This window comes from Marinagarivorans cellulosilyticus, assembly GCF_021655555.1.
GTDB classification, from domain to species: Bacteria; Pseudomonadota; Gammaproteobacteria; order Pseudomonadales; family Cellvibrionaceae; genus Marinagarivorans; species Marinagarivorans cellulosilyticus.
The window spans coordinates 943,432-969,707 of sequence record NZ_AP023086.1 but is presented as its reverse complement, the minus strand read 5'-3'; the positions used below and the strand labels follow the sequence as shown (position 1 = coordinate 969,707).

The 26,276-nt window shown below is 46.5% G+C and carries 19 protein-coding genes; 6 read left to right on the top strand and 13 right to left on the bottom strand.

Going from position 1 to position 26,276, the window contains the following annotated elements; all coding sequences use genetic code 11:
- Window positions 1-49 precede the first annotated feature (49 nt).
- The 4 genes from ubiE to MARGE09_RS03795 all read left to right on the top strand — a co-directional run bounded on the left by ubiE (window position 50) and on the right by MARGE09_RS03795 (window position 7,293).
- Window positions 50-799, top strand: coding sequence for a bifunctional demethylmenaquinone methyltransferase/2-methoxy-6-polyprenyl-1,4-benzoquinol methylase UbiE (gene ubiE / locus MARGE09_RS03810; protein WP_236986030.1), 750 nt, complete (start codon window positions 50-52; stop codon window positions 797-799).
- Window positions 800-1,420, top strand: a complete 621-nt coding sequence (locus MARGE09_RS03805) for a ubiquinone biosynthesis accessory factor UbiJ (protein WP_236986029.1) — start codon at window positions 800-802, stop codon at window positions 1,418-1,420.
- A gap of 15 nt (window positions 1,421-1,435) precedes the next feature.
- A complete protein-coding gene (gene ubiB / locus MARGE09_RS03800) occupies window positions 1,436-3,058 on the top strand; it encodes a ubiquinone biosynthesis regulatory protein kinase UbiB (protein WP_236987441.1) in 1,623 nt (540 codons plus the stop codon).
- 578 nt (window positions 3,059-3,636) lie between these two features.
- Window positions 3,637-7,293, top strand: coding sequence for a Kelch repeat-containing protein (locus tag MARGE09_RS03795; RefSeq protein WP_236986028.1), 3,657 nt, complete (start codon window positions 3,637-3,639; stop codon window positions 7,291-7,293).
- A gap of 589 nt (window positions 7,294-7,882) precedes the next feature.
- Here MARGE09_RS03795 and MARGE09_RS03790 read toward each other — a convergent pair.
- Entirely contained in the window at window positions 7,883-8,203 is a 321-nt protein-coding gene (locus MARGE09_RS03790) for a winged helix-turn-helix transcriptional regulator (protein WP_236986027.1), read from the bottom strand.
- A gap of 118 nt (window positions 8,204-8,321) precedes the next feature.
- On the opposite strand from MARGE09_RS03790, the gene MARGE09_RS03785 reads away from it, so the two are divergent.
- Window positions 8,322-9,443 (top strand): NADH:flavin oxidoreductase, encoded by a 1,122-nt coding sequence (locus tag MARGE09_RS03785; RefSeq protein WP_236986026.1) that lies wholly within the window; start codon window positions 8,322-8,324, stop codon window positions 9,441-9,443.
- A 341-nt stretch (window positions 9,444-9,784) separates the two neighbouring features.
- On the opposite strand, the gene MARGE09_RS03780 is transcribed toward MARGE09_RS03785, so the two are convergent.
- The 4 genes from MARGE09_RS03780 to trhO form a co-directional block, all read right to left on the bottom strand.
- Window positions 9,785-11,401, bottom strand: a complete 1,617-nt coding sequence (locus MARGE09_RS03780; RefSeq protein ID WP_236986025.1) for an NAD(P)/FAD-dependent oxidoreductase — start codon at window positions 11,399-11,401, stop codon at window positions 9,785-9,787.
- Window positions 11,402-11,466: 65 nt separating this feature from the next.
- The gene (locus tag MARGE09_RS03775) at window positions 11,467-12,942 is read right to left on the bottom strand and encodes an alpha/beta fold hydrolase (RefSeq protein ID WP_236986024.1); all 1,476 of its coding nucleotides are present in this window, start codon (window positions 12,940-12,942) and stop codon (window positions 11,467-11,469) included.
- On the bottom strand, window positions 12,939-13,784 hold the full coding sequence (locus tag MARGE09_RS03770) for a hypothetical protein (RefSeq protein WP_236986023.1): 846 nt from the start codon (window positions 13,782-13,784) through the stop codon (window positions 12,939-12,941). Before MARGE09_RS03770 ends, MARGE09_RS03775 begins: the two co-directional genes overlap by 4 nt.
- 76 nt (window positions 13,785-13,860) lie before the next feature.
- On the bottom strand, window positions 13,861-14,811 hold the full coding sequence (gene trhO, locus MARGE09_RS03765) for an oxygen-dependent tRNA uridine(34) hydroxylase TrhO (RefSeq protein WP_236986022.1): 951 nt from the start codon (window positions 14,809-14,811) through the stop codon (window positions 13,861-13,863).
- A gap of 323 nt (window positions 14,812-15,134) precedes the next feature.
- Between trhO and MARGE09_RS03760 the strand changes: the two genes are divergently transcribed.
- Window positions 15,135-16,748: a response regulator gene (locus MARGE09_RS03760; protein ID WP_236986021.1), complete on the top strand. Its 1,614-nt coding sequence runs from the start codon at window positions 15,135-15,137 to the stop codon at window positions 16,746-16,748.
- A gap of 423 nt (window positions 16,749-17,171) precedes the next feature.
- Here MARGE09_RS03760 and MARGE09_RS03755 read toward each other — a convergent pair whose 3' ends face one another.
- From MARGE09_RS03755 to MARGE09_RS03720, 8 genes are all read right to left on the bottom strand, one after another.
- Window positions 17,172-18,593, bottom strand: coding sequence for a glycoside hydrolase family 11 protein (locus tag MARGE09_RS03755; protein ID WP_236986020.1), 1,422 nt, complete (start codon window positions 18,591-18,593; stop codon window positions 17,172-17,174).
- A gap of 488 nt (window positions 18,594-19,081) precedes the next feature.
- The gene (locus MARGE09_RS03750) at window positions 19,082-19,969 is read right to left on the bottom strand and encodes a transporter substrate-binding domain-containing protein (RefSeq protein ID WP_236986019.1); all 888 of its coding nucleotides are present in this window, start codon (window positions 19,967-19,969) and stop codon (window positions 19,082-19,084) included.
- A 185-nt stretch (window positions 19,970-20,154) separates the two neighbouring features.
- Window positions 20,155-20,706: an alpha amylase C-terminal domain-containing protein gene (locus MARGE09_RS03745; RefSeq protein ID WP_236986018.1), complete on the bottom strand. Its 552-nt coding sequence runs from the start codon at window positions 20,704-20,706 to the stop codon at window positions 20,155-20,157.
- Window positions 20,707-20,729: 23 nt separating this feature from the next.
- Window positions 20,730-22,079, bottom strand: coding sequence for an alpha-amylase family glycosyl hydrolase (locus MARGE09_RS03740; protein WP_236986017.1), 1,350 nt, complete (start codon window positions 22,077-22,079; stop codon window positions 20,730-20,732).
- Window positions 22,080-22,187: 108 nt separating this feature from the next.
- Window positions 22,188-22,547 carry a PRC-barrel domain-containing protein gene (locus MARGE09_RS03735; RefSeq protein ID WP_236986016.1) on the bottom strand — a complete coding sequence of 120 codons (360 nt, stop codon included), beginning with the start codon at window positions 22,545-22,547 and terminating at the stop codon, window positions 22,188-22,190.
- A gap of 272 nt (window positions 22,548-22,819) precedes the next feature.
- Window positions 22,820-24,127 (bottom strand): autotransporter outer membrane beta-barrel domain-containing protein, encoded by a 1,308-nt coding sequence (locus tag MARGE09_RS03730; RefSeq protein WP_236986015.1) that lies wholly within the window; start codon window positions 24,125-24,127, stop codon window positions 22,820-22,822.
- Between the two features lie 25 nt (window positions 24,128-24,152).
- Entirely contained in the window at window positions 24,153-25,325 is a 1,173-nt protein-coding gene (locus MARGE09_RS03725) for a CyaA/EF/ExoY family adenylyl cyclase toxin (protein WP_236986014.1), read from the bottom strand.
- Window positions 25,326-25,428: 103 nt separating this feature from the next.
- Window positions 25,429-25,995 carry a YfaZ family outer membrane protein gene (locus tag MARGE09_RS03720; protein ID WP_236986013.1) on the bottom strand — a complete coding sequence of 189 codons (567 nt, stop codon included), beginning with the start codon at window positions 25,993-25,995 and terminating at the stop codon, window positions 25,429-25,431.
- Window positions 25,996-26,276 lie beyond the last annotated feature (281 nt).

Sequence of the window (26,276 nt, the reverse complement as noted above, 5' to 3'; positions counted from 1 at the left end):
CACCCACTGAATAAGCCTGTACAATGCCCGCTCAGATTGAGGAGCTCCCATGGATAAAGACAGCATTACGCACTTTGGCTTTGAAAATGTCAAAGCCGGTGAGAAAGCCGAGCGCGTAGCCGGCGTATTCCACTCCGTTGCCGCCAAATACGACATCATGAACGACTTGATGTCCGGTGGCGTTCACCGCCTGTGGAAACGCTTCACCATTGAAGCCGCCGCACCGCGTACGGGCCAACAAATACTGGATATTGCCGGCGGCACTGGTGATCTCACTAAGCAGTTTTCCCAGCGCGTTGGCCCCACAGGCCATGTAGTACTGGCCGATATCAACAGCTCAATGCTAAATGTAGGGCGCGATAAATTGCTGAACAGCGGCATCGCGCACAACATTACCTACACCCAAGCCGATGCGCAATTTTTACCCTTCGAAGACAACAGCTTCGACTGCATTACGATTGCCTTTGGCCTGCGCAACGTCACCGATAAAGACATCGCCTTGCAATCTATGCTGCGGGTTTTAAAGCCAGGCGGCCGATTACTGGTTCTTGAATTTTCAAAGCCCCAGTCGCAAGCGCTAGAAACACTGTACGACCAATACTCTTTTAAACTTTTACCGCTTATGGGTAAAGTGATTGCCAACGATGCCGAAAGCTACCGCTATTTAGCCGAAAGTATTCGCAAACACCCAGATCAAGAAACCCTAAAAGGTATGATGGAAACAGCAGGTTTTGTGAATACCAGCTTCACCAATATGACAGGCGGTGTTGTGGCCCTACACAAAGGCTTTAAAGCATAAATGAATACACACCCCACAACGGCAACGGCGCTGTGCCAAGCACTGGAAGCCGCCATCAATAAAGCATTGCAACACGACCCCGCCACCCAGCAACGGTTAGCCCAGCAAGCCGGGCGGTGCGTGTGCTTACTGCTTACCCAGCCAAATGTGACGCTGTCTATTCATTTTTACGAGACCACAATTACCGTAAGCCCCATAGCCGAAGAAAACGCAGACTGCACCCTTAGCGGCAAATGCAGCGGCTTAATACAGTTAATGAGTGGCCCCAAAACATCGCTAGCTGGTAGCGAGCTAACCTTAAATGGCCAAACAGGCTTTTTAATGGAGCTATTAGATATCACCAAACAGCTGGATATCGATTGGGAGGGCATTATTTGCCAACACCTCGGCGATGTCGCCGGCCACAGCCTTGCCCAACTAATACGCTATAAAGGCGCCTACTTCTCCCGCCTGCAGCAACGCGCACCGCACTTTATCAACACGCTACTCACCGAAGAACTGCAAGCTATTCCTTCCTCGCCAGAATTGAATGCATTTAACAATGAAGTGGACGACTTACACGATGATGTTGAACGCTTGCAAGCCAGAGTAAACTTAATAATAAACGCCTTAACGCAGTAGCCAGCCATGAAAAAAATGCAATCCTTTCAGCGTTTTATAAAAATAGCCCGCGTTATCGCCCACTACCGCCTAGATGAATTGCTCCCTACCAATATGCAGCACACGCAACTAAAGCTTGCACTGCTGCCGTTTAAATGGAGTAAAGCCAAACAGTTAACGCCCGGCGAGCGCTTAAGGCTTGCCTGCGAAGAGCTAGGCCCTATTTTTATTAAATTTGGCCAACTGCTATCTACCCGCCCCGACATCATCCCTGCCGAACTCGTCGAAGAACTTAATAAACTTCAAGACCGCGTTACCCCCTTTGACGGTGAAGAATTTTGTGCGCTAGTAAGCAAAGCGTTAGGGCAACCACTAGAAGCCATATTTAGTGACTTTACACGCACGCCCTTAGCTTCGGCATCTATTGCTCAAGTGCATACAGCCACCCTTAAAAATGGCGATGCAGTCGTTGTAAAAGCCGTGCGCCCCAACATCGAAAAAACCATCGAAAAAGATGTCGCATTAATGCGCTTGCTGGCAAAATTCCTAGAGCGCTTTAGCAGCCACGGCCGGCGCCTGCGCCCTATCGAAGTTGTCGAGGAATACCAGCAAACAATATTTGACGAGCTGGATTTAATGCGCGAAACAGCCAATGCCTCGCAATTAAAACGTAACTTCGACAATTCCCCCTTACTGTACGTGCCCAACGTGTACTGGCAGCACTGCCGCCGAAATGTCATGGTGATGGAGCGCATTTACGGCACCCAAGTAACCGATGTAGAAACCTTTAAAAAACATGATGTCAATTTAAAACTATTAGCCGAACGCGGCGTAGAGATTTTTTTCACGCAAGTCTTCGACGACAATTTTTTTCACGCTGACATGCACCCTGGCAATGTGTATGTCGATTTATCTAACCCAGATTCACCCAGCTATATCGCTTTAGATATGGCCATTATGGGCTCGCTAGGCCGAGAAGATCAGTACTACTTAGCCCGTAACTTACTGGCCATGTTCCGCCGCGACTACCGTCAAGTGGCCGAGCTACACGTGCTTTCGGGTTGGGTACCTAAAACAACATCGGTAGGCGCCTTCGAATCCGCCATTCGCGCGGTATGCGAACCCATTTTTGAAAAACCCTTAAAAGAAATTTCTTTTGGTGAAGCACTGATTTCACTATTTCAAACGGCGCAGCGTTTTGATATGCCTGTACAACCACAATTGGTATTATTGCAAAAAACCCTGCTAAATATCGAAGGCTTAGGCCGGCAGCTATACCCCGACCTAGACCTATGGGAAACCGCACACCCCTATTTAGAACGCTGGCTGAAAAAGCGCTTCGCGCCAAAAACACTGTGGAAGGAATTAAAACGACAGGCACCAGAGTGGATGGAAAAATTTCCAGAAGTCCCTCATTTACTATTAGAAACCACGCAAAATATTAATAAGCTGGCGCAATCGCCGTCGCTACCGCAACAACTGGCATCATGTTCAAACCATAACCCAAACACCCAAGTACACTTGGCGGCGCGTGTGCTTATTGCTGGCGCCATCGCTACTGGCTGTTATTTCGGCTGGGACATTATCGCCCAATTACCCGCAGCATCGGCTGCACTGTTTATTGGCGCTGCTGCTTTATGGTGGAACCTAAAACGGTAGCACTGGCTGGTGCCAATATTTATAGTTCGGATGCACTATCTTTTGGGTGAGCAAGATACTGGGCGCTGTGATTCAGAGGCATTAAAAATGCGACCAAGGTTAAACCTTGGTCGCATTTTATTTCTCAATTTATCCAATCAAACTAAAGGGCATCTCTAAAAACAATCACTCAGCCCCTTTTGATTTATGGGGATAATTTCTAGGGATGCCCAGAATTCTCAAAAGCCATTTATTAAATTTTCACCAATAAATAACCCCAAGTTATTAGCCTTCGGTTATTAGCACCTTTCATTACGTAGGCGAGACGCTTGCAAAGCATTGACCAACTCGGCATGTAATCAATTAGGCTAGTATCGTTATCTTTTTTGGCTTGCCAGTCCTGCATTATCGCATTTACCCGCTTTGAATTTTCCTTTGATTGTTCATTTTAATTCTAGAATCACATGATAAGAGGCAATGGATAAAGCTACGAATGTAATCTATGGTTATTAATAGCCAATTGAATTGACATAAAGCTGGCCCGACCAAAGAATTAAATCGAATTAAAACTCAAACCCCTACAACTTTTGAGTAACCCTATGAAGTTACCTTTCTTGGCTTGTTTTATTATTTCATTTTTATCGGCATGCGGAGATGGTGGCAGCGACGCATCAAATGACAACGGCAATGTAAGCAGCGGAAATAACGACAACGATAACCCTTCATCAGCCACTGAATTTTCCTTGAGCGGCTCGGCTGTAAAAGGGCCATTAGCGCAAGCCCAAATAAGTATCTATGCGATGGATTTATCTACCGCTAGTGCAAAAGGCAACTTATTGGCGAGAGGAACCACTAACGACCAGGCTCAAATCGTCGACCTTTCTCTCACAGGTGAATTAAGCGGCTGGTACTTAATTGAATATTCTATAACGGATAACACCATCGATATTAATACCGGTGTCTCGCCCATATTTAACGAACTCATTTCAGCGGTCAATGCCGCCCACATTGAGAGCGCGAAACCGCTTTACGCCACACCACTAACCACAATGGCGGTCAATTTAGCTTTAGATCGGGCCGACAAGGGTTCGCCGTATTCGGGTAATGGCGATGAAACCATTTCTGAGCCGGAGTTTGCGTCTGCGCTGCTGCTTGCTGAGGCTCAAGTGAAAAGCGTTTTCGGCTTCGGCATAGGCGATGACGTAAGCCTGTTTGAAACACCACCACTTATTACTGAAGATACCGATTCCATACAAGAACAAACCGAAGTGGCTGAGTATCGCCTAGCGATTGAAGCCGTCGCCGCGATTGCTAGCTCTGTTTCCGAAAACTCCAGCGCAGAAGAAAGTGCAGAAGATATTTTAGAAGCACTGACGTTGGATTTAGCCGATGGCAGTATTGATGGTCAGGGAAGTGAGGGCGCAGTACCCGTGCTTGAGCAGTTAGATCAATCTATCGATATGGCGATCACAAATCTCGATTTAGACGCATTACTTGTACCCGGCACAGAAACAGCGCTCACTGATATCGAAGCACTTTTAATTGACGAATTGCTAACAACCAACGTATCCGCCGACGTGACACTTCTTGAAGATGGCTCAATAAACGTTGAGCCCTCAGAAATCGTTTTAGACGCAGATGCCGATGCTGACGGTGTGGCTGATGAAGATGATGCCTTTCCACTGGACCCACAAGAAACCATCGATAGTGATGAGGATGGGGTTGGGGACAATGGCGATGCTTTCCCTAATGACCCCACTGAAATAGCCGACAGCGATGATGATCAAGTCGGTGATAATGCCGATGCCTTCCCTAACGCCCCTGAAGAATCCGTTGATAGCGATGAGGATGGAGTGGGTAATAACAGCGACGATTTCCCAAACGATCCCAGCGAAACAACAGACAGTGATAATGATCAAGTAGGCGATAACGCCGATGCATTTCCAAACGACCCATCTGAGACCACAGATAGTGATAACGACCAAGTGGGCGACAACTCTGATGCTTTCCCGAGTGACCCGAGCGAAAGCATGGACTCGGATGAAGATGGTGTCGGTGACAATGCTGATGCTTATCCAGACGACCCAACGCGCAGCGAACTAGAAATGCTCAATTTAAGTTTATGGGTTGGCGAGAACGACACTTTGATTTATTACCCAGAAACAGCATCGGGTATTGAGCACTATCGCAGCTCTGAACCCGCATGTGATATCACTAATTACAGCGTATGTGAAAACGGCGCCCTTAATATTATAAATGGCAGTGATCTTAGTGATGAGCTCAGCACACGCACGCAAGCAGGATTCCACCAATTTATAACGGCTACACGCAGTGGTGAACTTGATGTGACCGGCGCTGAACGCTGGGTTCACCGACAAAGTTTTGCCACTGCGACATTTAATGGTCGCATGTGGGTGATCGGTGGCTGGGACGGAGTTCACGATGGTGTTGAAAATGGCGACGTGAGCGAAGACGATGTCAATAGCGGTTCAAATGCGGGGTTCGATGGCTTTTTAGCGAATGATGTGTGGTCTAGCCAAGACGGGAACACCTGGACACGAGTAGTTCAAAATACTGAGTTTAGTGTTCGACAAGAGCATAAAGTCGTTGCATTTAACGACAAGCTTTGGCTAATTGGCGGCACCACTTACAACACCAGCACTACGTTAAACGAAGCGCTGAACGATGTTTGGTCATCGGAAGATGGCAAGACCTGGGTACAAGAGCTAGAAAACGCTCCATTTGCTGTCCGTCGAGACCATGCCTTGTTGGTGCACAACAACCGCATGTGGGTAATTGGCGGCACGGCGGCCGACTTCGAATCGTTAAACGACGTGTGGTATTCCGACAACGGCACTGAGTGGATTCAAGCAACCGATGATGCAGGCTTCCCCGGCCAATCATACCCGCGAGTAATTAGTAAAGATGGCAAACTCATGCTCATTGGCGGCGGAGGTTTATATGAAGGTGTTTGGTCATCCAGTGATGGCGTTGAATGGCTGCAAGAGGCTGACACCAACTTCCCAGCGCGGAACGTATACTCCGTAACGGTACACAATAACAAGGTGTGGGTTGCAGGTGGTTACAATGGCGGCTACCTTCGTGATGTTTGGGTATCCGATGATGGCCTAAGCTATACAGAAGTAGAGCGTGCGGATGGCATTTATTTTCAAAACCGAGCTGAGCCAGGCTTCCTTTCGTTTAACGACAAGCTTTGGCTAATCGGTGGCCGAAGCAGCACGCGCTATGGCGAAGTGCTTTCATCAGATGATGGTTCGACTTGGTTGCGCAATAGCTTTGGCCCGAAAGAAATGCCCCAGAGAACTGCCGGTGAGCTAATCGCCTTTAATGATCAACTGTTCGTGTTTGCCGGCACGACCTATGAAAACGATAACGGTGTTTGGTCAACCGAAGATGGCATTAACTGGACCGAGTTAGAGACGCAGAATATGTTCGACGCACGATCGGATACCGAGTCAGCCGTACTTGGGGAAAAACTGTATGTCTATGGCGGCTTGGTGAAATACGATGGCGAAACGCCGCAGCACCTTGCGAATGATATCTGGTCTACCGAAGACGGCTCAACCTGGCTACAGGAAACCGCTAGTGCCGCATTTTCTGAGCGCTATCGACACCGCGTTATCGAGTGGAATGGTGCACTGTGGATGACAGGTGGCATTAGTAACTCAAACACCTACCTCAACGATGTTTGGTCAAGCACCGATGGCGTTAATTGGACTTTGGTCACCGAAAATGCCGCCTTTCCTGAGCGAGGAGGCCACAGCATGTTCATTCTAAACGATCGCTTATGGGTGATGGGCGGCAGGGGCTCAAGTATCCTGGATAAACGCGAAGATGTTTGGTCAACAGCAAACGGCGTAGATTGGGTTGAAACGAGTGTCGTAACACCCGAAGTGTTTCGACCCTTTGATCGCGGCGTTAGAGAGAATTATGAAGCCGCGGTATATAACGATCGTATCTATCTTATTGGAGGCAACGATAGTGGCGAAGAGTTACAGGATATTTGGTCTTCCGCGGACGGTGCGAGCTGGACTCTGGATGTTGAAGACGCTGGCCCACTGGCTCGACGCAATTACTCAACGGAAGTATACAAAGGCGAGCTTTGGTTACACGGCGGATATCACCATGATTCCATTGCTTACTATCAGCGCGACCTGTGGCGAAGCAATGATGGGATAAATTGGCGGGTTGGGTTAAAAGCCGAGATACCCTTAGTTGAAAATAACCGGCCTTGAGAATCTTGAGCTGAGCCATTGAGAGTACCTTATGATGAAACCTTGTTATGGCGGACAAGGTTTTAGCGAGGCCATTGAGGGCGGCTTTGTGCGGTAGGTATAGAAATACGCAATCTCCAGCGCTGCAGCCTCGGCAAGCGCTTTTTATTTTCGTCTTAATTCGGTTTCTAACTTCTTAATCCGTTTCTTATCCTGCTTTGCCTGAACGCGATTCGCCTTGGTCATTTCCTGTCTTGACGCATTGGCTTGGATACTGCTGGCCTTCCACTCCGTCACTTACTCTGGGGACAGAGCTTTACTGCGACAGTACTCACTTAACTCTACTTCGTTCATTGCAGTAGTTTCTAATGCAACTGCAAATTTATCGGCGGATGACCACTGTCCTGCATCCAATTTTGGTTCAAAAATATTTTGAACATCCCGAAACCCTAAACAAGGGCACCGCAAAAATTAAGTTATGTGTTTGTTGGTAAGCTCCTCCAAATCCAATGGATATTAATCGGCTACAACCAAGCCCCATGTGACGTTTACCTTGCAACCGTGTCGTAAAAGCACCCGCTACTTGGTAAGCCGTACAAGCCGTACAAGGTTATAGGGGCCTTAAGTATGCTTTGCCCCATGTTTCTAGCGCACGAACTACTGGTTCTAGAGTTCTTCCTATCTCTGTTAGGGAGTATTCCACCTTGGGTGGTACCTGCGGGTAAACCTCGCGGTGGACAATGCCATTCGCTTCTAGGTCGCGCAGTTGCTTGGTTAGCATTCGTTGTGTGATACCTGGAATGAGGCGCATAAGCTCGTTAAAGCGTCTTGTCTCTGAGCATAAGTAGTAAAGGATCATGCCTTTCCATTTACCCCCAATTACATCTAGTGCGGTTTCTGTTGGGCAAGCTTCTTTTATGTCTTCGGGCATGTGTATTTCCCCTTTAGTATACAAAATGTATGTATAGCACAAAAATGTACATTCTTATAAAAAAGATAGTGTTGCATTAAGGTAGCCCAAGGTTTGTAAATAATAGAGGCTAGTTTATATGTATAGAGAATGTTCAATTTTGGAGAACGTAGTAGTTAACCAGTTGCACCTTAACAACCGCGCGGTGGTTGCCCCCATGACGCGGGTAAGTACTCGGGGCGATGGGGTACCTACAGAGCAAATGGAAAAATATTATCGCCGCTATGCAGAGGGTGGCTTTGGGTTAACCATTACCGAGGGCGTGTATACAGATCGTACGTTTGCACAGGCTTACCCTAATCAACCAGGTATGACTAATGCGCAACAGCAAAAAGGCTGGGAGGCTATTGTGCGCGCTACACACAAGGCAGGTGGTAAAATTATTCTACAGCTTATGCATGCTGGGGCATTGTCTCAGCATTTGTCACATACACGCAGTGCGTCGTCTATCCAGCCTTTGAGGGGTATGTTAGCAGGTTACAGTAAGAAGCAAGGGCGGTTTCCTGCACCGCAAGCGATGAACTTAGCTGAAATTGATGATGCGATTAAAGGGTTTGTAGATTCAGCCATACGTGCAGAAAAGGCGGGCTTTGATGGAGTAGAAATTCATGCAGCCAATGGCTATTTATTAGATCAATTTTTAACGGATTACACGAATGATCGCGAAGACCAATATGGCGGAAGTGTTAAAAATAGATGTCGTTTAAGCGCAGAGGTTACAGCCGCTATTAAAAGCTCGGTTGCTAGTCATTTTATTGTTGGTGTGCGTGTATCGCAGGGCAAGGTGAACGACTTTGATTACCTTTGGCCTAACGGTTTAAACGATGGAGAGGTTATTTTCGACTCTCTTAAAAACGCAGGTGCGGACTATATTCATTTTGCCAGTGAGGGCAAAGGCTTCGATCACGGGTGCCTTACCCGGGCTGGAGAAAGTTTACCTAAGTTGGCTCGGGATTTAACTGGGTTACCTGTTATAGCAAATGGCGGCTTGGATAACCCGGCAGAAGCGAATCGTATTCTTACAGGTAGCCATGCGGATTTGGTGGCATTGGGTACCGGTGCTTTAGCTAACCCCGATTGGCCCGCTAGATTAAAAGCCAATGATGATATAGCAGCTTTTAACCCAGCGATGTTTACTTTTGGAGTTACTGTTGAAGACCAGTTTACTTGGGAGGAGGAAGCTGGGCTTGTGAGATTGTAGGCAGGTTTTTAATTGGGTTTTAAAAGTTTGAATAAAGAAATCTGCCCTTTTTTTATAAGTGATTTACACACTGCTTAACGGAAGTGTTCTTAGGTGTTTGCTTGGGTGTCAACGTTTAGCTAACCGTAACCTGCTAATTTCTTGTGAGAAAAAAATAGGATTTTTACTACCCAATATAAAATGGTGATAAGTATGGCCATGGTGGTATCGCAACGATGAGTAACAGTTGTTCTTCCTGCATACTCTTTAGGTTAGCGCCAACCATTTTTACGATTTTGTCGGTGAATGCTAAAGCTGCCCATAACAGTGAAAACCCAATGCTTGGGTGGTTCAGCTTATCGCTATAATTTATCTGCCACCATCGCCAACGCTAATGCCTCGGCCACTTTAATACCATCGACACCGGCTGATAAAATACCGCCAGCGTAGCCAGCCCCTTCGCCTGCGGGGTATAAACCTTGGGTATTGATGCTTTGCAAATTAGCGGGGTCACGTTTAATGCGCACAGGGGAAGAAGTGCGTGTTTCTATGCCGGTTAAAATCGCATCGTCGCGATCAAAGCCCCGTATTTTTTTACCGAATGCGGGCAGTGCTTCGCGAATTGCTTCGATTACGTAATCGGGCAACGCTTGCGATAAATCGCCGAGTTTTACGCCCGGCTTATACGATGGTACAACCTCGCCCCATGTTTGGGAGGGCTGCTGTCGAATAAAGTCGCCCACCAATTGGCCTGGGGCACAATAATCTTTGCCGCCTAGTTCAAAGGCGCGGCTTTCTAAACGCTCTTGAAATTCCACCCCCGCTAATGGCCCACCAGGGAAATCTTGCTCGGGGTTTATACCCACAACAATACCGGCATTAGCATTGCGCTCGTTGCGTGAATATTGGCTCATGCCGTTAGTCACAACGCGCTCTGGCTCCGATGTGGCAGCAACAACTGTACCGCCGGGACACATACAAAAACTGTAAACGGCACGACCGTTTTTAGCGTGATGCACTAGCTTATAATCGGCTGCGCCTAGCTCGGGGTGGCCGGCATATTTACCTAGGCGCGCCTTATCGATTAAAGATTGAGGGTGCTCGACGCGAAAACCAATGGCAAAAGGCTTGGCCTCTACATAAACTCCACGCTGCTGCAACATGCGGAAGGAATCCCGCGAGCTGTGCCCAAGCGCCAGCACCACGTAGCGGCTATTTATTTTTTCGCCGGATTCTAACTCAACACCGCTTACACGATTATTGTCGATTAATAAATCGCTAACACGCGTATCAAAACGTACTTCCCCGCCGAGCTTTTTAATTTCTTCGCGCATGCTGGCAACCACGCCCGTCAAGCGGAAGGTTCCTATATGCGGTTTACTCACAAATAATATTTCTTCTGGCGCGCCGGCTTTTACAAATTCGTGCATTACCTTGCGGCCATAAAATTTTGGGTCTTTTATTTGGCTATACAGTTTGCCATCAGAAAAAAGGCCTGCACCACCTTCGCCAAACTGCACATTTGATTCGGGCGATAATTTTTTATTGCGCCACAAATTCCAGGTATCTTTGGTGCGCTGGCGTACTTCTGGGCCGCGCTCCAAAACAATCGGTTTAAAGCCCATTTGCGCCAACGTTAATGCCGTAAATAATCCGCATGGGCCAAAGCCAATAACAATGGGGCGTTCGGTTAAATCACTCGGTGCTTGGGCAACAGGGTAATAAGCCGTGTCTGGGGCAGGCACAATATGGCGGTCTTTTTCGTGGGCAGCCATTACTGCCGCTATATCGGCGACCTCAACATCTACAATATAAACAAAGGTAATTTCTGTATTTTTTTTGCGCGCATCGTAACTGCGCTTAAATACCGTAAAGTTAATTAAGGCCTTAGCAGAAATGCCCAAGCGCTGAATAATTGCAGCGGGCAGCGCCTCGGGTGGGTGATCTAGGGGCAAAGATAATTCATTAATACGGATCACGATAATCTCCTGGCCGGTGTCTCCGGCAAAGGGTAAAAAGAAGGCATTTTTGCCTGCTGAAAAAATTAATAATGCTGCTGATGAAGAACCATGTCGCCATGTAAATAACGCTGTTGCCCTATACGGCAAACCGAAGCCACAATGCGCGATTCGGCATTCACCACAAAGGGTTTATCGGTAGTGAACTGGCTGCCAGCAATATCCAACCTTGCATCGTTTAAATGCACCGCGCCGGCAATGTGGCTACCGGTTACAACCGCAACAGAATCGCTGGCGTCTATTGCTATGCTGGTAGCACCAATATGGGAATTATTAATTTCGATAACAGAATCACGCAATACAATTTTTTCAGCAATAACATCTTGCAATACAATGCCGGTACAGTCATTTAAAGAGATGTGCCGGTATTGCCCGGTCAATACTTTTCCTGCCTGATGTTCGCAATTAAAATCCTTAGGTGTATTTTGGTTGGCGCCTTGCGCTGAATGCTTAGTAGCGTTCGCAGCTGCACCCCAACCTTTATCGGCCAGTAGAGTGTGTAAAAACCACTGTTCTACGGCAGCACTATGGCTGGCCATTGGCACATGTTTGGCGCCATCGATAATAGTTAAGTGACTATCGGGCAATGTGTTCACCAGTGCCTGGCCTGTGCGCAATGGCGCAATAGGGTCGTTTTTACCCCACAGTATGGCAACGGGCAGCGGGGTTTCAAAAGCGGCAGCCGCGAAATCTTCTTCAATTAAACCCATCGCCGCATTTACATTCGGGTATGCCCCTAACGCAATCCCCCATGCGGTTTCACTTTTGCCCAGCCATACCGTTGGGTCTGGCAGGCCTATCATTTTTTCGATCATGGCATTGCCAAGGTCTTGTGCGCCTACAGCGTATTCAAGTATTCCTTGCGATACCACTTCTGGGTTTGTCGGGATGCGCCCTGTTGCGCTGTGCTTAATAAAAGCGGTGCGCTGCAATATACCAGCGGCATCTATAAGGCCTATTTTGTGAGTGTCGTTAGGGTATTGGTGGGCATAACGCAAGGCAACCGCCGCCCCCATAGAATGGCCCACAACGGTAACCGCTGCGGCTGAAAAATACGGTTTAATAAAATGCAAAAGCTCGGCGTAATGGCTGGGCGATAATTTAGCTTTTGGCGGTGCCGACAAGGCAAAACCCGGTAAATCGACCATCACTATACGGTAGTGCTGCTCTAGAGCAGGTACAACCGGTAGCCAGTCGCGCAAACCATTTTGCCCCAAACCGTGCACCAGCATAATAACGGGGCCATCGAGCTTGCCAGTTGCCGCCAAAAATACACGGCCTTGGAATACGGGTTCGTCTAACCAATAGGTTTGCCAATGCTTAGGTAACCTTGGGTCACCATTTTTTGCTTCGATTAACTGTGCAGCCGGCCGGCTTTCTTCAATATTGTCGTTAGCGCTAACCTCTTTAAGAATATCAGCGACTTTATCCAGCCAGCCAGCATTTGCCAGCGTGGGCCACCACAACAAAGTAAGTACGACTAAACGCCAATAGGTTTTCATTTCAGTTTAACCTTGCGCATATAGTCTTCAATTTCGGCCAAAAAGCCGTCGTCATCTTGATTAAAAGACTGCATAAATTCCTGTTTTAAATAACGCCCAATAGACGCTTTAATATTGCTGTCTTTTAAATCTGCGCCTTTTGCTAAATCGCTAATAAAAGCGCGTTCTTGCTCTGGCAAATTGCCTTCTTGTAGCAGGCTTTTGAGTAGCCTTGCCGATTCTGCCCATTTATTGCTGTAAATATAAGCCGCCGATTGCGCTAGCGTAGGTAGCCAAGGCTTATCTAAGTAATTACCCACCGTCATAAAACTGCTGCGTGCAACGCCTGCATCGCCCTCCATTACCGCGAGCGAGCCCACTATCAGCTGTGCGATTGCCTGTTTTTTATCGTAATCTTCCGTTAGGTTATTATCGGCCAATAATTGTTTAGCAAATTGGGATTCGCTACTGGCCAACTGCCGCCATTCTTTTTGGTAAAAGGCAATAGAGCGCGTGGTGTGGGCTAAATAACGTTCTCGCACGTTGCGGGCTTTGCGCTCCGACAACTGCGCTTCGGCCAAGGCAAAATCGGGTTTTAACGCCAACGACCAAGAAAACCCAACCAGCGCATGTGCAAAGCTTTCGTCTATTGTGCTACGGCCTGTTTTCTCGCGTTCGCGGTTATAGGTTTTGATCAGCGGGTTTAGGCTTTCTTTAGAGACCTTGCGGTAGGCGCGATAGGTCCAGCCGTCTTGCAGTTTTTGATAACGTCGCTGTTCGGTTAACGGCTGGCTAGCACAGCCGGCCAAGCTGCTATACAAAACACAAGCCAGCAGCGCGGCAATAACCCGACGTCCTATCATGTTGCAGTACCCTTATATTGAAAAGGCGCGAGTTTACCAGAAGAGCCTAAACCCACGCTTAACAATACGAGAAAAGCTACTTTGCTTGTGCGGCCTTTGGCTTTTGGCGCTCAGGAGGTGGGGCACCGATATGCTCTTGATTGCGTACTTTTGCCAGCTCCATTTGCTTTTGCCGCTCGGCAAAGCGGGCGCGTTGATCGGGGGTTTGATCGTCATAGCAACGTGGGCAGGCAACGCCTTTCATATACTTTGGCGAGAGCTTATCGTCTTCGGTAATGGGGTGACGGCAGCCGTGGCATTGATCGTAGCTGCCTTTGTTCAGGTCGTGATCTACCGCCACGCGGTTATCAAATACAAAACACTCTCCCTGCCATAGGGTTTGCTCTTGTGGCATTTCTTCTAGGTACTTAAGAATGCCGCCTTTTAGGTGGTAAACCTCGTCAAACCCTTGCTGCTTCATGTACGCAGTAGATTTTTCACAGCGTATGCCGCCAGTGCAAAACATAGCCACTTTTTTATGCTTGGCGGGATCTAGATTTTTAGCAACATATTGAGGAAATTCGCGGAACGTGGTGGTTTCTGGGTTGATAGCACCCTTAAAAGTCCCGATATTGTATTCGTAATAATTGCGAGTATCGACCAGTACTACCTCTGGGTCGCTAATCATCTCGTTCCACTGCTGTGGATCTAGGTAAGTGCCGACGGTTTCATTGGGGTCAATATCTTCCACCCCCATGGTGACAATCTCTTTTTTGAGTTTGACCTTCATGCGGTAAAACGGCAAATCGCCCTCAAAAGACTCTTTGTGTTCTATATCGGCAAAGCGTGGGTCTTTGCGCAAGTAGGCTAGCAGGTTATCAATAGCGGCCCGCGTACCGGAAACCGTGCCATTAATCCCCTCGTGGGCCAACAGTAAGGTGCCCTTAATGTTTTCGGCTAAACAAAAATTTAACAGTGGCTCGCGCAGGTTTTCATAGTCTGGCAGGCTAACAAACTTATACATTGCGGCAACAACAATGGCACTCATATCACTTTACTCTCTTTATGCGCCTAATGGCACGCTTGTTCAGCTAATTGGAGCGTAAGTCCAACGCATTTAACGGGGCATCCCAAGGATTACCCCTACAAAAAAGGCGCGTATTGTAGCAAAGCCGCACTTGATACGCGCCCATTTCCGCCGAATAACTTGCCTTAAGTGACAAAGCTTGATCCAACGCAAACAAGCAATACAGTGATCCCTCAAACACAACCGGCTATCCTGCAAGCCAACAATAAAAGGGGGTATAAAACACAAAAGGCGCCAAAATCAGCCAAACTGTAAGTTGATATTTGAACAACCTAGGTGGCTCAGTGGGTGCGTTTGCGGGCGAGAACTTACGCTTTTTAATCGTCGAAGACTCCAGCTTTTTCCGCTCGGCGGTTAATGGCATGCTCAACTCGTTTGGCGTAACCAAGATAGAAGCGGTGCAAAACGGGAATCAAGCCATGGAAGCCTGCCGAAGCCACCATTACGATGTTGTTTTATGTGATTACGATTTAGGCAAGGGCCAAACAGGCCAACAGCTGCTGGAAGCGCTGCGGCACAACCAGATTATTAACCGCACCACATTATTCGTCATGGTAACCGCCGATACCTCGCGGCAGGCGGTGCTGGCCTCGAGTGAATGCGCTGCAGATGATTACCTCACAAAGCCCATTAACGCCGTTGTGCTCAAGCGCCGGGTGGGCCGTTTAGTCACGCTGAGTAAACAGTTTTCCCCCGTATTTAAAGCCCTTGACCACAACGATACCGAGCAAGCTATTCAGTACCTAGAACTACTGGCAGAACCCCCACTACGCAATGCCAGCTACGCCAGCAAATTACTCGGTGAAGTACTGCTGCAAGCTAATCAAATAGATCGCGCCGAGCAACATTATCAAAAAATTGTGGCCGACAAACCCTTAGAATGGGCGCGGCTAGGCCTTGCCTTTGTCGCCCAAGCCCGCGGGCAGCTCGACGACGCCAATGCCATTTTCACCGCCATTAGCCGCGACAATCCTTTTTGCCTTGCCGCCTTTGACGGCCTTGCCAAAAACTACCACCTACAAGACGACTTTATCAACTTGCAAAAAGCCATCGCCGCTGCCGTTAAGGCATCGCCGGCATCTATTCTTAGGCAAAAAAACCTAGCCAATATTGCCGAGCAAAACGGCGATATTCCAACAGCCTTGGATGCGCTGCGCGAATGCGTTCGCTTGGGTTACCACAGCTGTTATGGCGATTGGCAAGATGCTTACCGGCTAGGCATGAACACTGCCGATATGCCGGCTGCACTACTAGAGGAAAAAGATAAACTGCCCGAGGAAGCCCTAAAGATTTTAAAAGCCGCCACCAATTATTTTGACGTTTCTAACGAAGATTTACTGCGCATGCAGTTTTTGCAAGGCCGGTTACAATTTTTGTCTCACCAAGGCGCACTTGGCGAGCAATCTATTTATAAAGCCGAAGCACTGTATTGCGAATTAGAACAGGGCGATGTCGTGACGGATATTGCCCGCGTTAAAGCTATTCGCACACTCAAAGAAAACACCCGCGCCGAAGAATTAACGCAAGATTTAAAAGAGCAATACTCTGATGACCAAAAAGCATTGCAAAAACTCGACGAGATTCTAGACGAGCCGGCCAGTAAAAAGAACCGAAGAATACTGGCCGAAACCAACAAAAAAGGCATTCAACTTTACAGCGAGAAAAAGTTTGATGAAGCCATTCACTGCTTTCAGCGGGCACAAGTTTTATTCCCACGGCACTTGGGTATTCAGCTCAATATTTGCCAAGCCTATATTGGCAAACACAACCGCGGTGATGCTGGTGATATCGATCAAATAGTGCAAGAAATGCTTGCCACCATACGCAACCAATTAACGCCTTCAGACCCACAATTTGCGCGCTATAAAAAGCTGCAGGAAATGGCGCGTACCATTTAACCTAAAAACCACAGTTCAGCGCAGAAAAGATTCGTGAGCGATTGCAGTGACTGGGTTTCGCTCAATCGACGTAGTCGCCTTATTGGTCATGAGCTCGATTGATCGGAGACCAGGTGCGGTAAGCGATTGTGAATACTTTCGTGATTTAACTGCGGTTTTTAGGTTTAAGCCCACCCCAACGATCGTTTTCGCGCAGAACTAAGGTTTTTAGGGTTACGATAGGCTCCAGCAATAAGCAAAGCCGAATATCGTTAACAATAAATATTGATCGTGTATTTTAGGAAATGGCAGCAAGATAAAAAGTGTGGGCTTTAGAGTTCTGCCCAGCTTGCTCTTTGCAATAAAAATTAAAGGCATTAACCATTCCAGGGCTAATGCCTTTAATACGCCCACTAAGCAGGGGCGCTTTCAACCGCAATAAAACTATTGCTCTGTAGCATCCCACACTTGGCCAGAGGCCGTGCCATCACTGCCGGGATTAAACACCTCAACAGCCATCACCTGATAAGTGGGATCATCGCTGGCATCAAGGTTATTCATATCCGGTAAAATCCAGCCCGTATCAGTCCAGGCTTTAACATGATCGGCAAATATAATTTTATGATCTTGCCCTAGCGGGCGCTGCTGTGAAGGCTTGCTCCAATACTGGTAAAACGTAGAAGGGCTATTAATTGAAGGCTGTTGCTGCCGTATTGAACGGTAAGTGGAGTACTCAACTCCATCACTCACAAAGGTCTTACCGTAAGTTGCCCCTTGACTGGGGTCGTAGCTCCAGCGCTGTAAAATGTAATATTCCACTAAATGCGCAGGGTCCGACTTGGGCATGTCTTTGTCATAGCCCCAACCGTACATAGTAATATAACTAGCACCACTATCACTGTCGAAGCGGTATCCGATTACTCGGTCTTCATCACCATAATGCCAACCGGGGCCACCCACATAATTGTAACCGCCCCCCTGCCAAGTCACGCTGAAATCACCGTTGGTATCCATCGTTAACGAGGTCGAGCCGCCATCTTTCCAGTGAGTAAAGAAAAAATCACCAATATGACCCGTCGCATGATTAGACGTAATTACGGTTCGTTCATTGTATTGCTGGGTGTACGCCGAAAATTTAGAAAGGTCGGTACTTACATCTGGCACAAAGGCGGTATCTAACTCGCCATCGTTAGAGTAAATAGCAAAGCCGGCAATAGTTGGGTTTTCTACCCCTGCCTGCAGTTCAATAGAAACACTGCCGTCATTTACCGCCACATTAGTAAAAGTTTCGCTATAACCGCTGTCATGCCCTACTCTCGAAAATAAATCCAAATCGCTAATAACAGGGGTTCCTTCAAGCGCGACACCAAAGCTACGCGCACCGTCAGAGGTTTGGTAAATCTCGGCAAAATGCAGCTCTACCGTATAACTACCATTGGCCGTCACTGGAATTTCATAACTAAGCGCGCCGTAACGCTCTGTTTGATACAGCTCGCCACCAGTAACAAAGTCGTCGGTGCTATTACTTGTACCGCCGCGACCATATTTATCGCCGATAAACGCCACCCCATCTAGGGTTGTCGCTGAGCCGCCAGCGTTAATCGCCACAACAAGCGCTAAATCATCAGCCACAGTACTCGTCGAGCTACTCGATACATTAACGCTTGAAGGCTGCGCTATAACGCTTGCACTACTCGCACTACCAATAGACGAACTCTGTACACCGTTAGCAACTGAGGAGCTAGTCGCATCAGCGGACGAGCCAGAAGAGTCCGTTTGTGAAACGCAACCCGCAAATAAGGCCGCAACAAATAATGCAAGGCTGGACTGACCAAAACCCGCCAAAGTGAGTATTTTTTTTGACATAGAGATACCCTAATAAATCGTTATAGAAATTATTTTTCCGACATTACAAACAAACTAAACCATAGTGCGCACACGGTAAAAAAGCGCAATCGACCTCGCATTTAGGCTATTAATTTAACGACTAATCGCCCAATGCGCCATGCACAAAAAAGCCGATAAACTCTAACTAAGTCACAGCGCCAATAAAATACTAGGGGAAGAGTATACCCTTTATATCAAGGCGCAATAAAGAACACCCCACCAGAATTCACGCCTTTCGTCAGAAGCTAAAATACGAAAAAAATAAAAGGTAAATAAAAACAAAATAAAAGGTAAAAAAATTATTTAAAACGAAGCAAGAGCTGCAATTTTTAACTCAAAGCTAGCCCTTTATAAACACAAAGAATATTCGGTAGGTACATTTAAACTGAAAGGGAAATCATCTTCGCTCAGAAAACCTAGCGCAATAATTAATCCGCAGGTAAAACCAGCATCACAAGCTGTTTCTTTTAAGGGGCCGTAGACAGTGGGGATTCTGCCCTGAGGTTAAACCATAGATCTTCCTGCGCTACAGGGAAATCAATACGGTTACTCAATGGAATTATTGTTCGCTCGCTCAACCTTGCACGCTGAATAATACCGGAGAAATGACGATTAAATAGCAAGTCGAAATCGCCATCGGTAATCGCCTGTTTAAGGCCTATCGCAATGGCGTTAGCTAAACGCTTGTTGTCAGAATTCACAAAAAAGTAATAGGCTGCAGGATACCGAATTACAAGACTAGTTTCGACATACAAACCCAGCGACTCAAACAACCTTAGCTCGCGCTCCACCTCGATAATTGAGCGCGGAAAATAATCAATTCGGTGATGGCTTAGCATCTCGAATAAGCCCCGCCAGCTGGGCAAGCCCCGTACTTTAAGGCCGTTATCTTTTAGCACTTGAGTGTCAGGCCAGTCATGTCCCTGCCCTGCAACAAATTGCGCCAGCTGCGCTTTCGTTTTTACCTTTAAAAATTTCGCTTGGTCCTCGGCACGAATAAAAAATACCCGCCAACCAATTAACCCTTTAAACAATGGCACTTTAATAGGTTTAAGTGTATTTTCGCGCCCACCACTGGCATTCAACCAATGCACCATGTGCTGGTTAGCTTTCAAAAACTCTGCGCTTCTACTTTCTACCATAACGGGCAATTCGACACCTTCAAGCACGTAAGGTATTTTAGACTTATCCAACGCCAGCCTAAGCAACTCTAAAAAATAGAGGTCAAAATCGCGCTCGTATTTATCCAACATTTTAGGGTATTGCGCAACCAACACCCCTCCATTCGCATGATCATTAGGTGATGCAGCTTGCGGAACAACAACACTTTGACCACGGGCTTGTGAACAGAGCAAAAAAAACCCACAAAGGGCGTAAATCAAGATGTATTTATTGTTATGTAGCACTGAGATTTCCAGCATTTTTTAATATTGCTATCCAACCACAGTATTGAAAAATTAGGTACAACAAAAACAAAAATAGCGCCACAAGGGCGCCTTTGGCGACAGCAATATGCCTACTAAGGGCAAAAGCATTACCGCTACTTAAACAACAAGCAGGCGTACGCACCAATGGTTGTAACAATTTGCCCCTCTGCAATATAACCGTGCCCTACATCACCAAAATCGTCACAATAAATACGCGCATCACTATTAAAGACTAATTGTGCATTTTCACGAATATTGTGCATAGGTACTGGGTAATCATAGACAGTGTTATTACCAAAATTAAATACCACAACAAAAGAATCTCTACCGTTGGCATGGCGTGATATCGCCAGAATTTTAGCCTCGTGATCCAATACCAAAACTTCTGTATTTTCGCCCGTCAGTGCATCGCCTTCATTGTATAAATCTAAACGCTTAGCGATAAGGTCTTTATGTAATTGCAATATACCGCCATAAGATTCAGCTTGCGACCAAGCTAAGGCCTCTGAGTCTTTAAACCAACCGCGCTGTAAAAATTCTTGGCCTTGAAAAATCATCGGTATGCCGGCGCTGGTTAACGTTAAACAGCTCCCAAGTACCGCACGCTTAATAGCAAAATAATTAAGGGCACCTCTAAAAATGCACTTTTCCCGCGATAGCGGCATCAGCTCCGTCCTCGAGTCCTCATTTACACACGTAAACTGCGGCTCTCCGGGCGGTGCTTCTTTGCTCTCACAAAAAAATTACTATTTTTAGAGGTGCCCTTAAGGCTATCATCTATCTCGCTTGGCACGCGCTGCTTACCATTTGCCACCTCATCGTGTGATTCGGTATATACAATACGCGAAAAAGGCTTGCCATTATATTCACTTAATAAGGCACTTTCTAAAGCGCTTAAATTGCGATCGGCATCATTAACTTCGAGAAGAAAAGATCTAACCGGATGAACGAAGTTTTTATCCCATTGCGCATTAAAACCTGCACCGCCGTCTTGCGTACCTAAAGTAATTGCTGCATCACCTTGCAAATCTTCCGATATCATTAGAATATTAGGATTAATCGTATGCGCCAAATCATTTATTCTACGGCACATATCCCAACCTTCAGAAATAACATCGCCATCATCAAACGCATTGCCATTGATTGTTCGCATAAAAACAGTCATATCTAGCCGCAAGCCATCAACGTGGTATTCTTCTAGCCACATTCTTACATTATCCAAAATAAAATCTTGTACCTCCTTGCGACCATAATCGGGGCGCGTATCCCCCCAAGGGGTTTCACTGCGGTGATCGTTATAAAAATAAATGCCGCCTTTACCATTTTCACTCCAGCCATCAAATTGCCATAGTGCAAGGTCACTCGGGCCAAAATGATTAAACACCACATCTAACACTACCCCAATCCCACAATCGTGAGCAGCTTTTACAAAGCGTTTAAATGCATCTGGCCCGCCATAAGCCGATTCGATAGCGAATATATTGGCGGGGTTATACCCCCAAGATAAGTCGCCAGCAAACTCGGCTACAGGCATTATTTGCACTACGTTAACGCCCAGCTGGCTCAAATAATCTAACTTTTCAATAAGGTCGTCAAAGGTTCCAGGTACGCCGTCTTGAGACATTGCGTAGGAGCCTACGTGTAGTTCATAAATAACCAGACTATTGTGCGCGGGTAAATGATAATGCTCCTCCTGCCACTCAAAACTATCTTTATAAATAATGCCATTGCCCGAAGAATTTGTGACAGACCGAGCATAAGGGTCGATTCGCGTAAAAATGTGCTTGCCCGATTTTATTTGATACAGGTATTCATCTCCTTCGGCAAGGTTATCTAGCCTTCCATACCAATAACCTTGTTCTTGCATCAGCTTCTTAGGTTTTCGTTTACCCCAATCATTAAAATCGCCAACAACGGCTACACTATCTGCATTGGGAGCCCAAACTTTAAAAGTACATGTACCGTCATCATTAAGTGAAGCGCCCATTGGCAAATCAAGCATATTCAGTGACGGCTTATTCAACGCCATAATATTCATAATAAACGCCTCGACCCTCCAACCTCGCATTCACAAAACGGCGGATAGGTAGCCAATAAATTTAATTTTTAGGAAAACATAAGGCTGCGAACTAGCAGCCTTATAGAATTAACCCTGTTTGCGACAAGCTGGTGATGCACTATAGTGCCGATAAACGCTATTGATAAACTCTGCGTCGGGGTATTGCGGCCAGTTATCTTTATCAAACCCTGGCGCATCTTTTAGTCGCTCTTTGCTAACATTCAATACGAGCTCTTCGTTTTTAGTATCAAACGAAAATTGATCCAAAGGGATTGCAAACAGCTTTTCACCTAACCCCATAAAACCACCAAAAGATAAAACAGCATATGCGACTTTGCCATCGTTCCAATCAACGACTAGGTCTTTAATCTCGCCAATGTCTTTCCCTTCAATATTTTTTACACTGAAGTCACGCATTGACGATGCGGAAAGTAACGGAGTATTCATAACATAAACCTTATTTTTTGATTAAAATCACCTTGTCAGCAATCGCTTTACAACAATCGCATCGCTGCCAAAGCACCGATTAACAAATAGCAGGTAGCATGCCAAAATAAAAATAAGATTTAGAAAGATACATCTCCCCTGAGCGCGCCGATTTCAGGGGGTCCGTGAAAAAAAGTAGAAAGGCAGTGAAAAAATTGAAAGGCGTATATCTGTAAAATCTACAGTATGGTTTTAACGATATTACAAAATATACAGCAGGCAGGGTGCCCCGCTTAAAATACTTTACGCAGCCCTAGGCTTACGGATTTTTGCTCTAGGTATTCATGCAAGAATGTTTGCTCTAACGCCACAAAAAAGCTTATACCATTAGGTAACACAGCGGCTGACCCAAAACGCATTCTGAGCCAATTTTGATCTGGCGCCTCGTTAAGGAACGCCAGCCGAGGGGCATCTGACCGAAGATCCTCTGCGAATGTCGCTGTTAGCAAACGCTGCTTATCGCTCCATTCATGAAGCCAATCCATATTGAATTGAAAATTAATCACACCAAACGATGCACTAAAAGCCCGGCTTCCCTGTACGCCCAATGTGCTAATCACAGATTTTTCGACTTGCCGGTCGAACTGCAAAGTCATCGGTGTTTCGCCACTTTCGTCAAAGCCGTCCATTATCGTTTTACGCTGCGCCACCCCAGCACGCGGACCCACAGTGAAAGCAGACCAATTAAAATCGTAGCCGCCATTTAAGGTTATATTCAAACTTCGGCTATGGCTGCGGCTTTGTGTGCGCACATAGGGTATATCAATAATAATCGTCGTGATGTCATCAGCATGAATAGGTTCCTCACCTTCCGGCACGGCTACTGCGTCGGCGGGGGTTACTAGCACTAGATGGCGGCCTACATTTCGGCGAGTATCGTGCTTACCATCATCTAAGCCCACACTAAAATCGATAGACGCATTATTCAGAGGATACCAAGCACCAAAAAGCCAAACAGCTTGGCTGCTTTTTTCAAAGTCACCACCACCAAAAAAGTCTCCCTTAACGCGGGCGAAGCTATAGGCCGCACCCAATACGGCACGTTCCCCAATGCGGTAATCGGCACCCAGTAATACATCAAATGCCTCTGCACGGTTACCAGCTTCATACGGCGTAACATCTTTTTCTTCGCGCCGGCTATTATAGGTAAAGAACAGGCCAAGGTTTTCTGCCGAATAAACATCCAAGGTTGTACTGTAGCTAGCATCATCAGATACCGCTTCTTTTTCCCTATTGCGCTTTTCCCGATTGCGCAGTACTTGCGATGCATCTGCGCCACGCGTAGCACTAGCGCCCCCGCTAGAATTAGCGGTTATTGAACTACCCGGCGGTAAAGGTATCGAGCCTTGCGGGCCGCCACAATAATTCGACAAGTTTTCCTCGGCCTGGCCTTCCTCTAAAAAGCCTCCGGTAACTCTCGTAAAATTAAGGTTTTTACATTTATTTGCCAGATAATATTCGTACTGTTCATCCAATGTTTGCGCGCATACCATCTGCCCAGCAAAGCTTATAGACAAAATACTCACAATAAATCGATGCATTATTTTCGCCAATTTATGAATTTTATTAGGCGTTGTACCAATCCGGCACAATCGTTCGAACGGTATTTTTTGGCACGCGATTGCTATATTTCGAGCCTAAGCGATTAGGGTATTGGGCGCTTGGCGTTTGCGCCCAAGCATTTGATAAGGTCACCTGAATACCAGAGCCTTCGCATAGCGCAATAAAGGCCTTAACATCAACAATAGTTTCAAGGCCAAAAACATTTCCCTTTGGTGTAAAGGCAACAACAGGTAGATCCACATCATCTAAAAATGGTCGGGCACTCTCATCGCTATGCCAAAGCACCTGCCGCCCCACAATGGAATTAATTAACTGGCAAACCCGATAAATTCGGTTAGTGATATTCCCCAGCTTAGTTCCTTGGCCAGAACGGGTAAAGTTGCGCTCTAAGTGGTCTATATTACTACGCTCCTCCTTTGTAAAACCCTTTGTTGTACCCAAAGGGCGATAGTCATCACCACCTGGCGCAGGGTTATAATTTTTAACAAAAGGCCATATCGCAAAAAGATCGTAATCACCTGTTACCGCATTCAAATAGCTAGTATTTGCTGATAACCGGTGGCCTACAGGGTTTGTCATCGCCAATAAAGGCTCGTAAGCGTTACCGTATTTTTTATGGTATTTAACTGCACAATTACCACGTTCTTGAACAAATCGATTATTGCTATCGCTATTATCGAAATACACACCCCAAAGCCCATTTACCTCTGGAATAAGGCTGTACTTAAAATGAATACCTGTGGGATGGCTTGCGATACCATCCCAACGATCGCCCTTTTTCTGCACGGTGATAATGCGCTGCTCTACCAGCCACTGCCTGCGCGCATCTGTGATCATTAACGGAGTCGTGTTAGCGAGCCAACCTTGATTTTCTTTATCGTTCACTAAAGCTTCAATATGCTTTTTTCGATTAAAAGCTTCCTTGGCTAAGCCCGCCTTGTTTAGGCGCGGGTCCCGTACAACAAAACCAGCCATTGGCCCCCAATTACAAGATTTACCATGAATGCGATAACCTTTTGTATCGTAGCCTTCGTGCAACAAACCAAGACAAGTAGGCCCCGTTGCTCGGCTAATAATCACGCTTTTCTGTGACGCGGCGATGGTTTTAAAAGCCCGTGCATGGGGTTCTGGCATACCGATAACATTTTTCAAAAAGAGCGGGTTGTTGTATTGCATTAGAAGATCCTTATTTTTATTGATTATTCTGCGATATAGCTTAGGACCGCGGCGCATTCAGCCTGCCAAGTCAATTAAATGGGCATTGCCACTAACCGCCCGACTAAAACGTTAACGTAAAACCAATATTAGCGCCTTTATTCATTTTGACCTTACTAACAATAGCTTCGTCGTATTTTATGTTGATGCTTTGTAATCCAACAAAAAATCGCGCCTGCGGATTAACGCTATACGTTAACCTTGCAAGCACTTCAAAATATTGTTTGGCATCATTGGTATTAAGCATACTGGGCGCAAAATAAGCGCTACCTTCAAGGCCAAAGCCGGACCATGCTTCAGGCTCGTAGCGTGCCTTTCCACCCAATGCCAGCGAGCCGGCTGTTTGAAAAGTATCGTGAACCACAAGCTTTAAGCCCAGCCCAGTTTGAAGCCCGTTGGCCGATTGGGATTCACCAATAACATTAAAACTCACGAAAGCTTGCGAAGCATTGTTCGGGTCATTATAAAGCGCCCCAAAACCCCACTGGCTTCCTCGTTCACTGTGGGTATTGGCGTAATCAATCGCTACCACGTCTGAAGATAGCGCCAAATTTAACTCTGAAGATGCATAACTGCTGACAGAAGTAATGGACGATAAGATGGCAGTGGCTAAGCGGCGAAATTTCAACATAAGAATTTACCTTAAAAATTTTGTAACTATTCAGCCATAGAAAAATATTGCTCACGCAGGGGCTGACTGATTGTTTTCTAGGCATTCACGCGCCGCGCCTTACAGGGATTGTAAGGGGAGAAAGCGCAGGAGCACGCTTTCCAGAGCGCGTGAATAGTGCCCATGAATCGCTTGAGCGGCCTAGAAAATGATCAATTAGCACTCAACTTCACAGATGGCCGAATAGTTACGAATAAATATTAATAATAAGCAGCAAACCATAAACAGGTTTACCAATAAGT

Excerpts from the sequence above, each read along its gene's own strand:
- MARGE09_RS03755 (WP_236986020.1), bottom strand. The coding sequence starts at position 18,593 with ATGTCAAAAAAAATACTCACTTTGGCGGGTTTTGGTCAGTCCAGCCTT.
- MARGE09_RS03725 (WP_236986014.1), bottom strand. The coding sequence starts at position 25,325 with ATGCAATACAACAACCCGCTCTTTTTGAAAAATGTTATCGGTATGCCA.
- MARGE09_RS03720 (WP_236986013.1), bottom strand. The coding sequence starts at position 25,995 with ATGTTGAAATTTCGCCGCTTAGCCACTGCCATCTTATCGTCCATTACT.
- MARGE09_RS03745 (WP_236986018.1), bottom strand. The coding sequence starts at position 20,706 with ATGCCGCTATCGCGGGAAAAGTGCATTTTTAGAGGTGCCCTTAATTAT.
- MARGE09_RS03790 (WP_236986027.1), bottom strand. The coding sequence starts at position 8,203 with ATGCCCGAAGACATAAAAGAAGCTTGCCCAACAGAAACCGCACTAGAT.
- MARGE09_RS03795 (WP_236986028.1), top strand. The coding sequence starts at position 3,637 with ATGAAGTTACCTTTCTTGGCTTGTTTTATTATTTCATTTTTATCGGCA.
- ubiB (WP_236987441.1), top strand. The coding sequence starts at position 1,436 with ATGCAATCCTTTCAGCGTTTTATAAAAATAGCCCGCGTTATCGCCCAC.
- MARGE09_RS03730 (WP_236986015.1), bottom strand. The coding sequence starts at position 24,127 with ATGCATCGATTTATTGTGAGTATTTTGTCTATAAGCTTTGCTGGGCAG.
- MARGE09_RS03740 (WP_236986017.1), bottom strand. The coding sequence starts at position 22,079 with ATGAATATTATGGCGTTGAATAAGCCGTCACTGAATATGCTTGATTTG.
- MARGE09_RS03775 (WP_236986024.1), bottom strand. The coding sequence starts at position 12,942 with ATGAAAACCTATTGGCGTTTAGTCGTACTTACTTTGTTGTGGTGGCCC.
- MARGE09_RS03770 (WP_236986023.1), bottom strand. The coding sequence starts at position 13,784 with ATGATAGGACGTCGGGTTATTGCCGCGCTGCTGGCTTGTGTTTTGTAT.
- MARGE09_RS03785 (WP_236986026.1), top strand. The coding sequence starts at position 8,322 with ATGTATAGAGAATGTTCAATTTTGGAGAACGTAGTAGTTAACCAGTTG.
- MARGE09_RS03735 (WP_236986016.1), bottom strand. The coding sequence starts at position 22,547 with ATGAATACTCCGTTACTTTCCGCATCGTCAATGCGTGACTTCAGTGTA.
- MARGE09_RS03805 (WP_236986029.1), top strand. The coding sequence starts at position 800 with ATGAATACACACCCCACAACGGCAACGGCGCTGTGCCAAGCACTGGAA.
- ubiE (WP_236986030.1), top strand. The coding sequence starts at position 50 with ATGGATAAAGACAGCATTACGCACTTTGGCTTTGAAAATGTCAAAGCC.
- trhO (WP_236986022.1), bottom strand. The coding sequence starts at position 14,811 with ATGAGTGCCATTGTTGTTGCCGCAATGTATAAGTTTGTTAGCCTGCCA.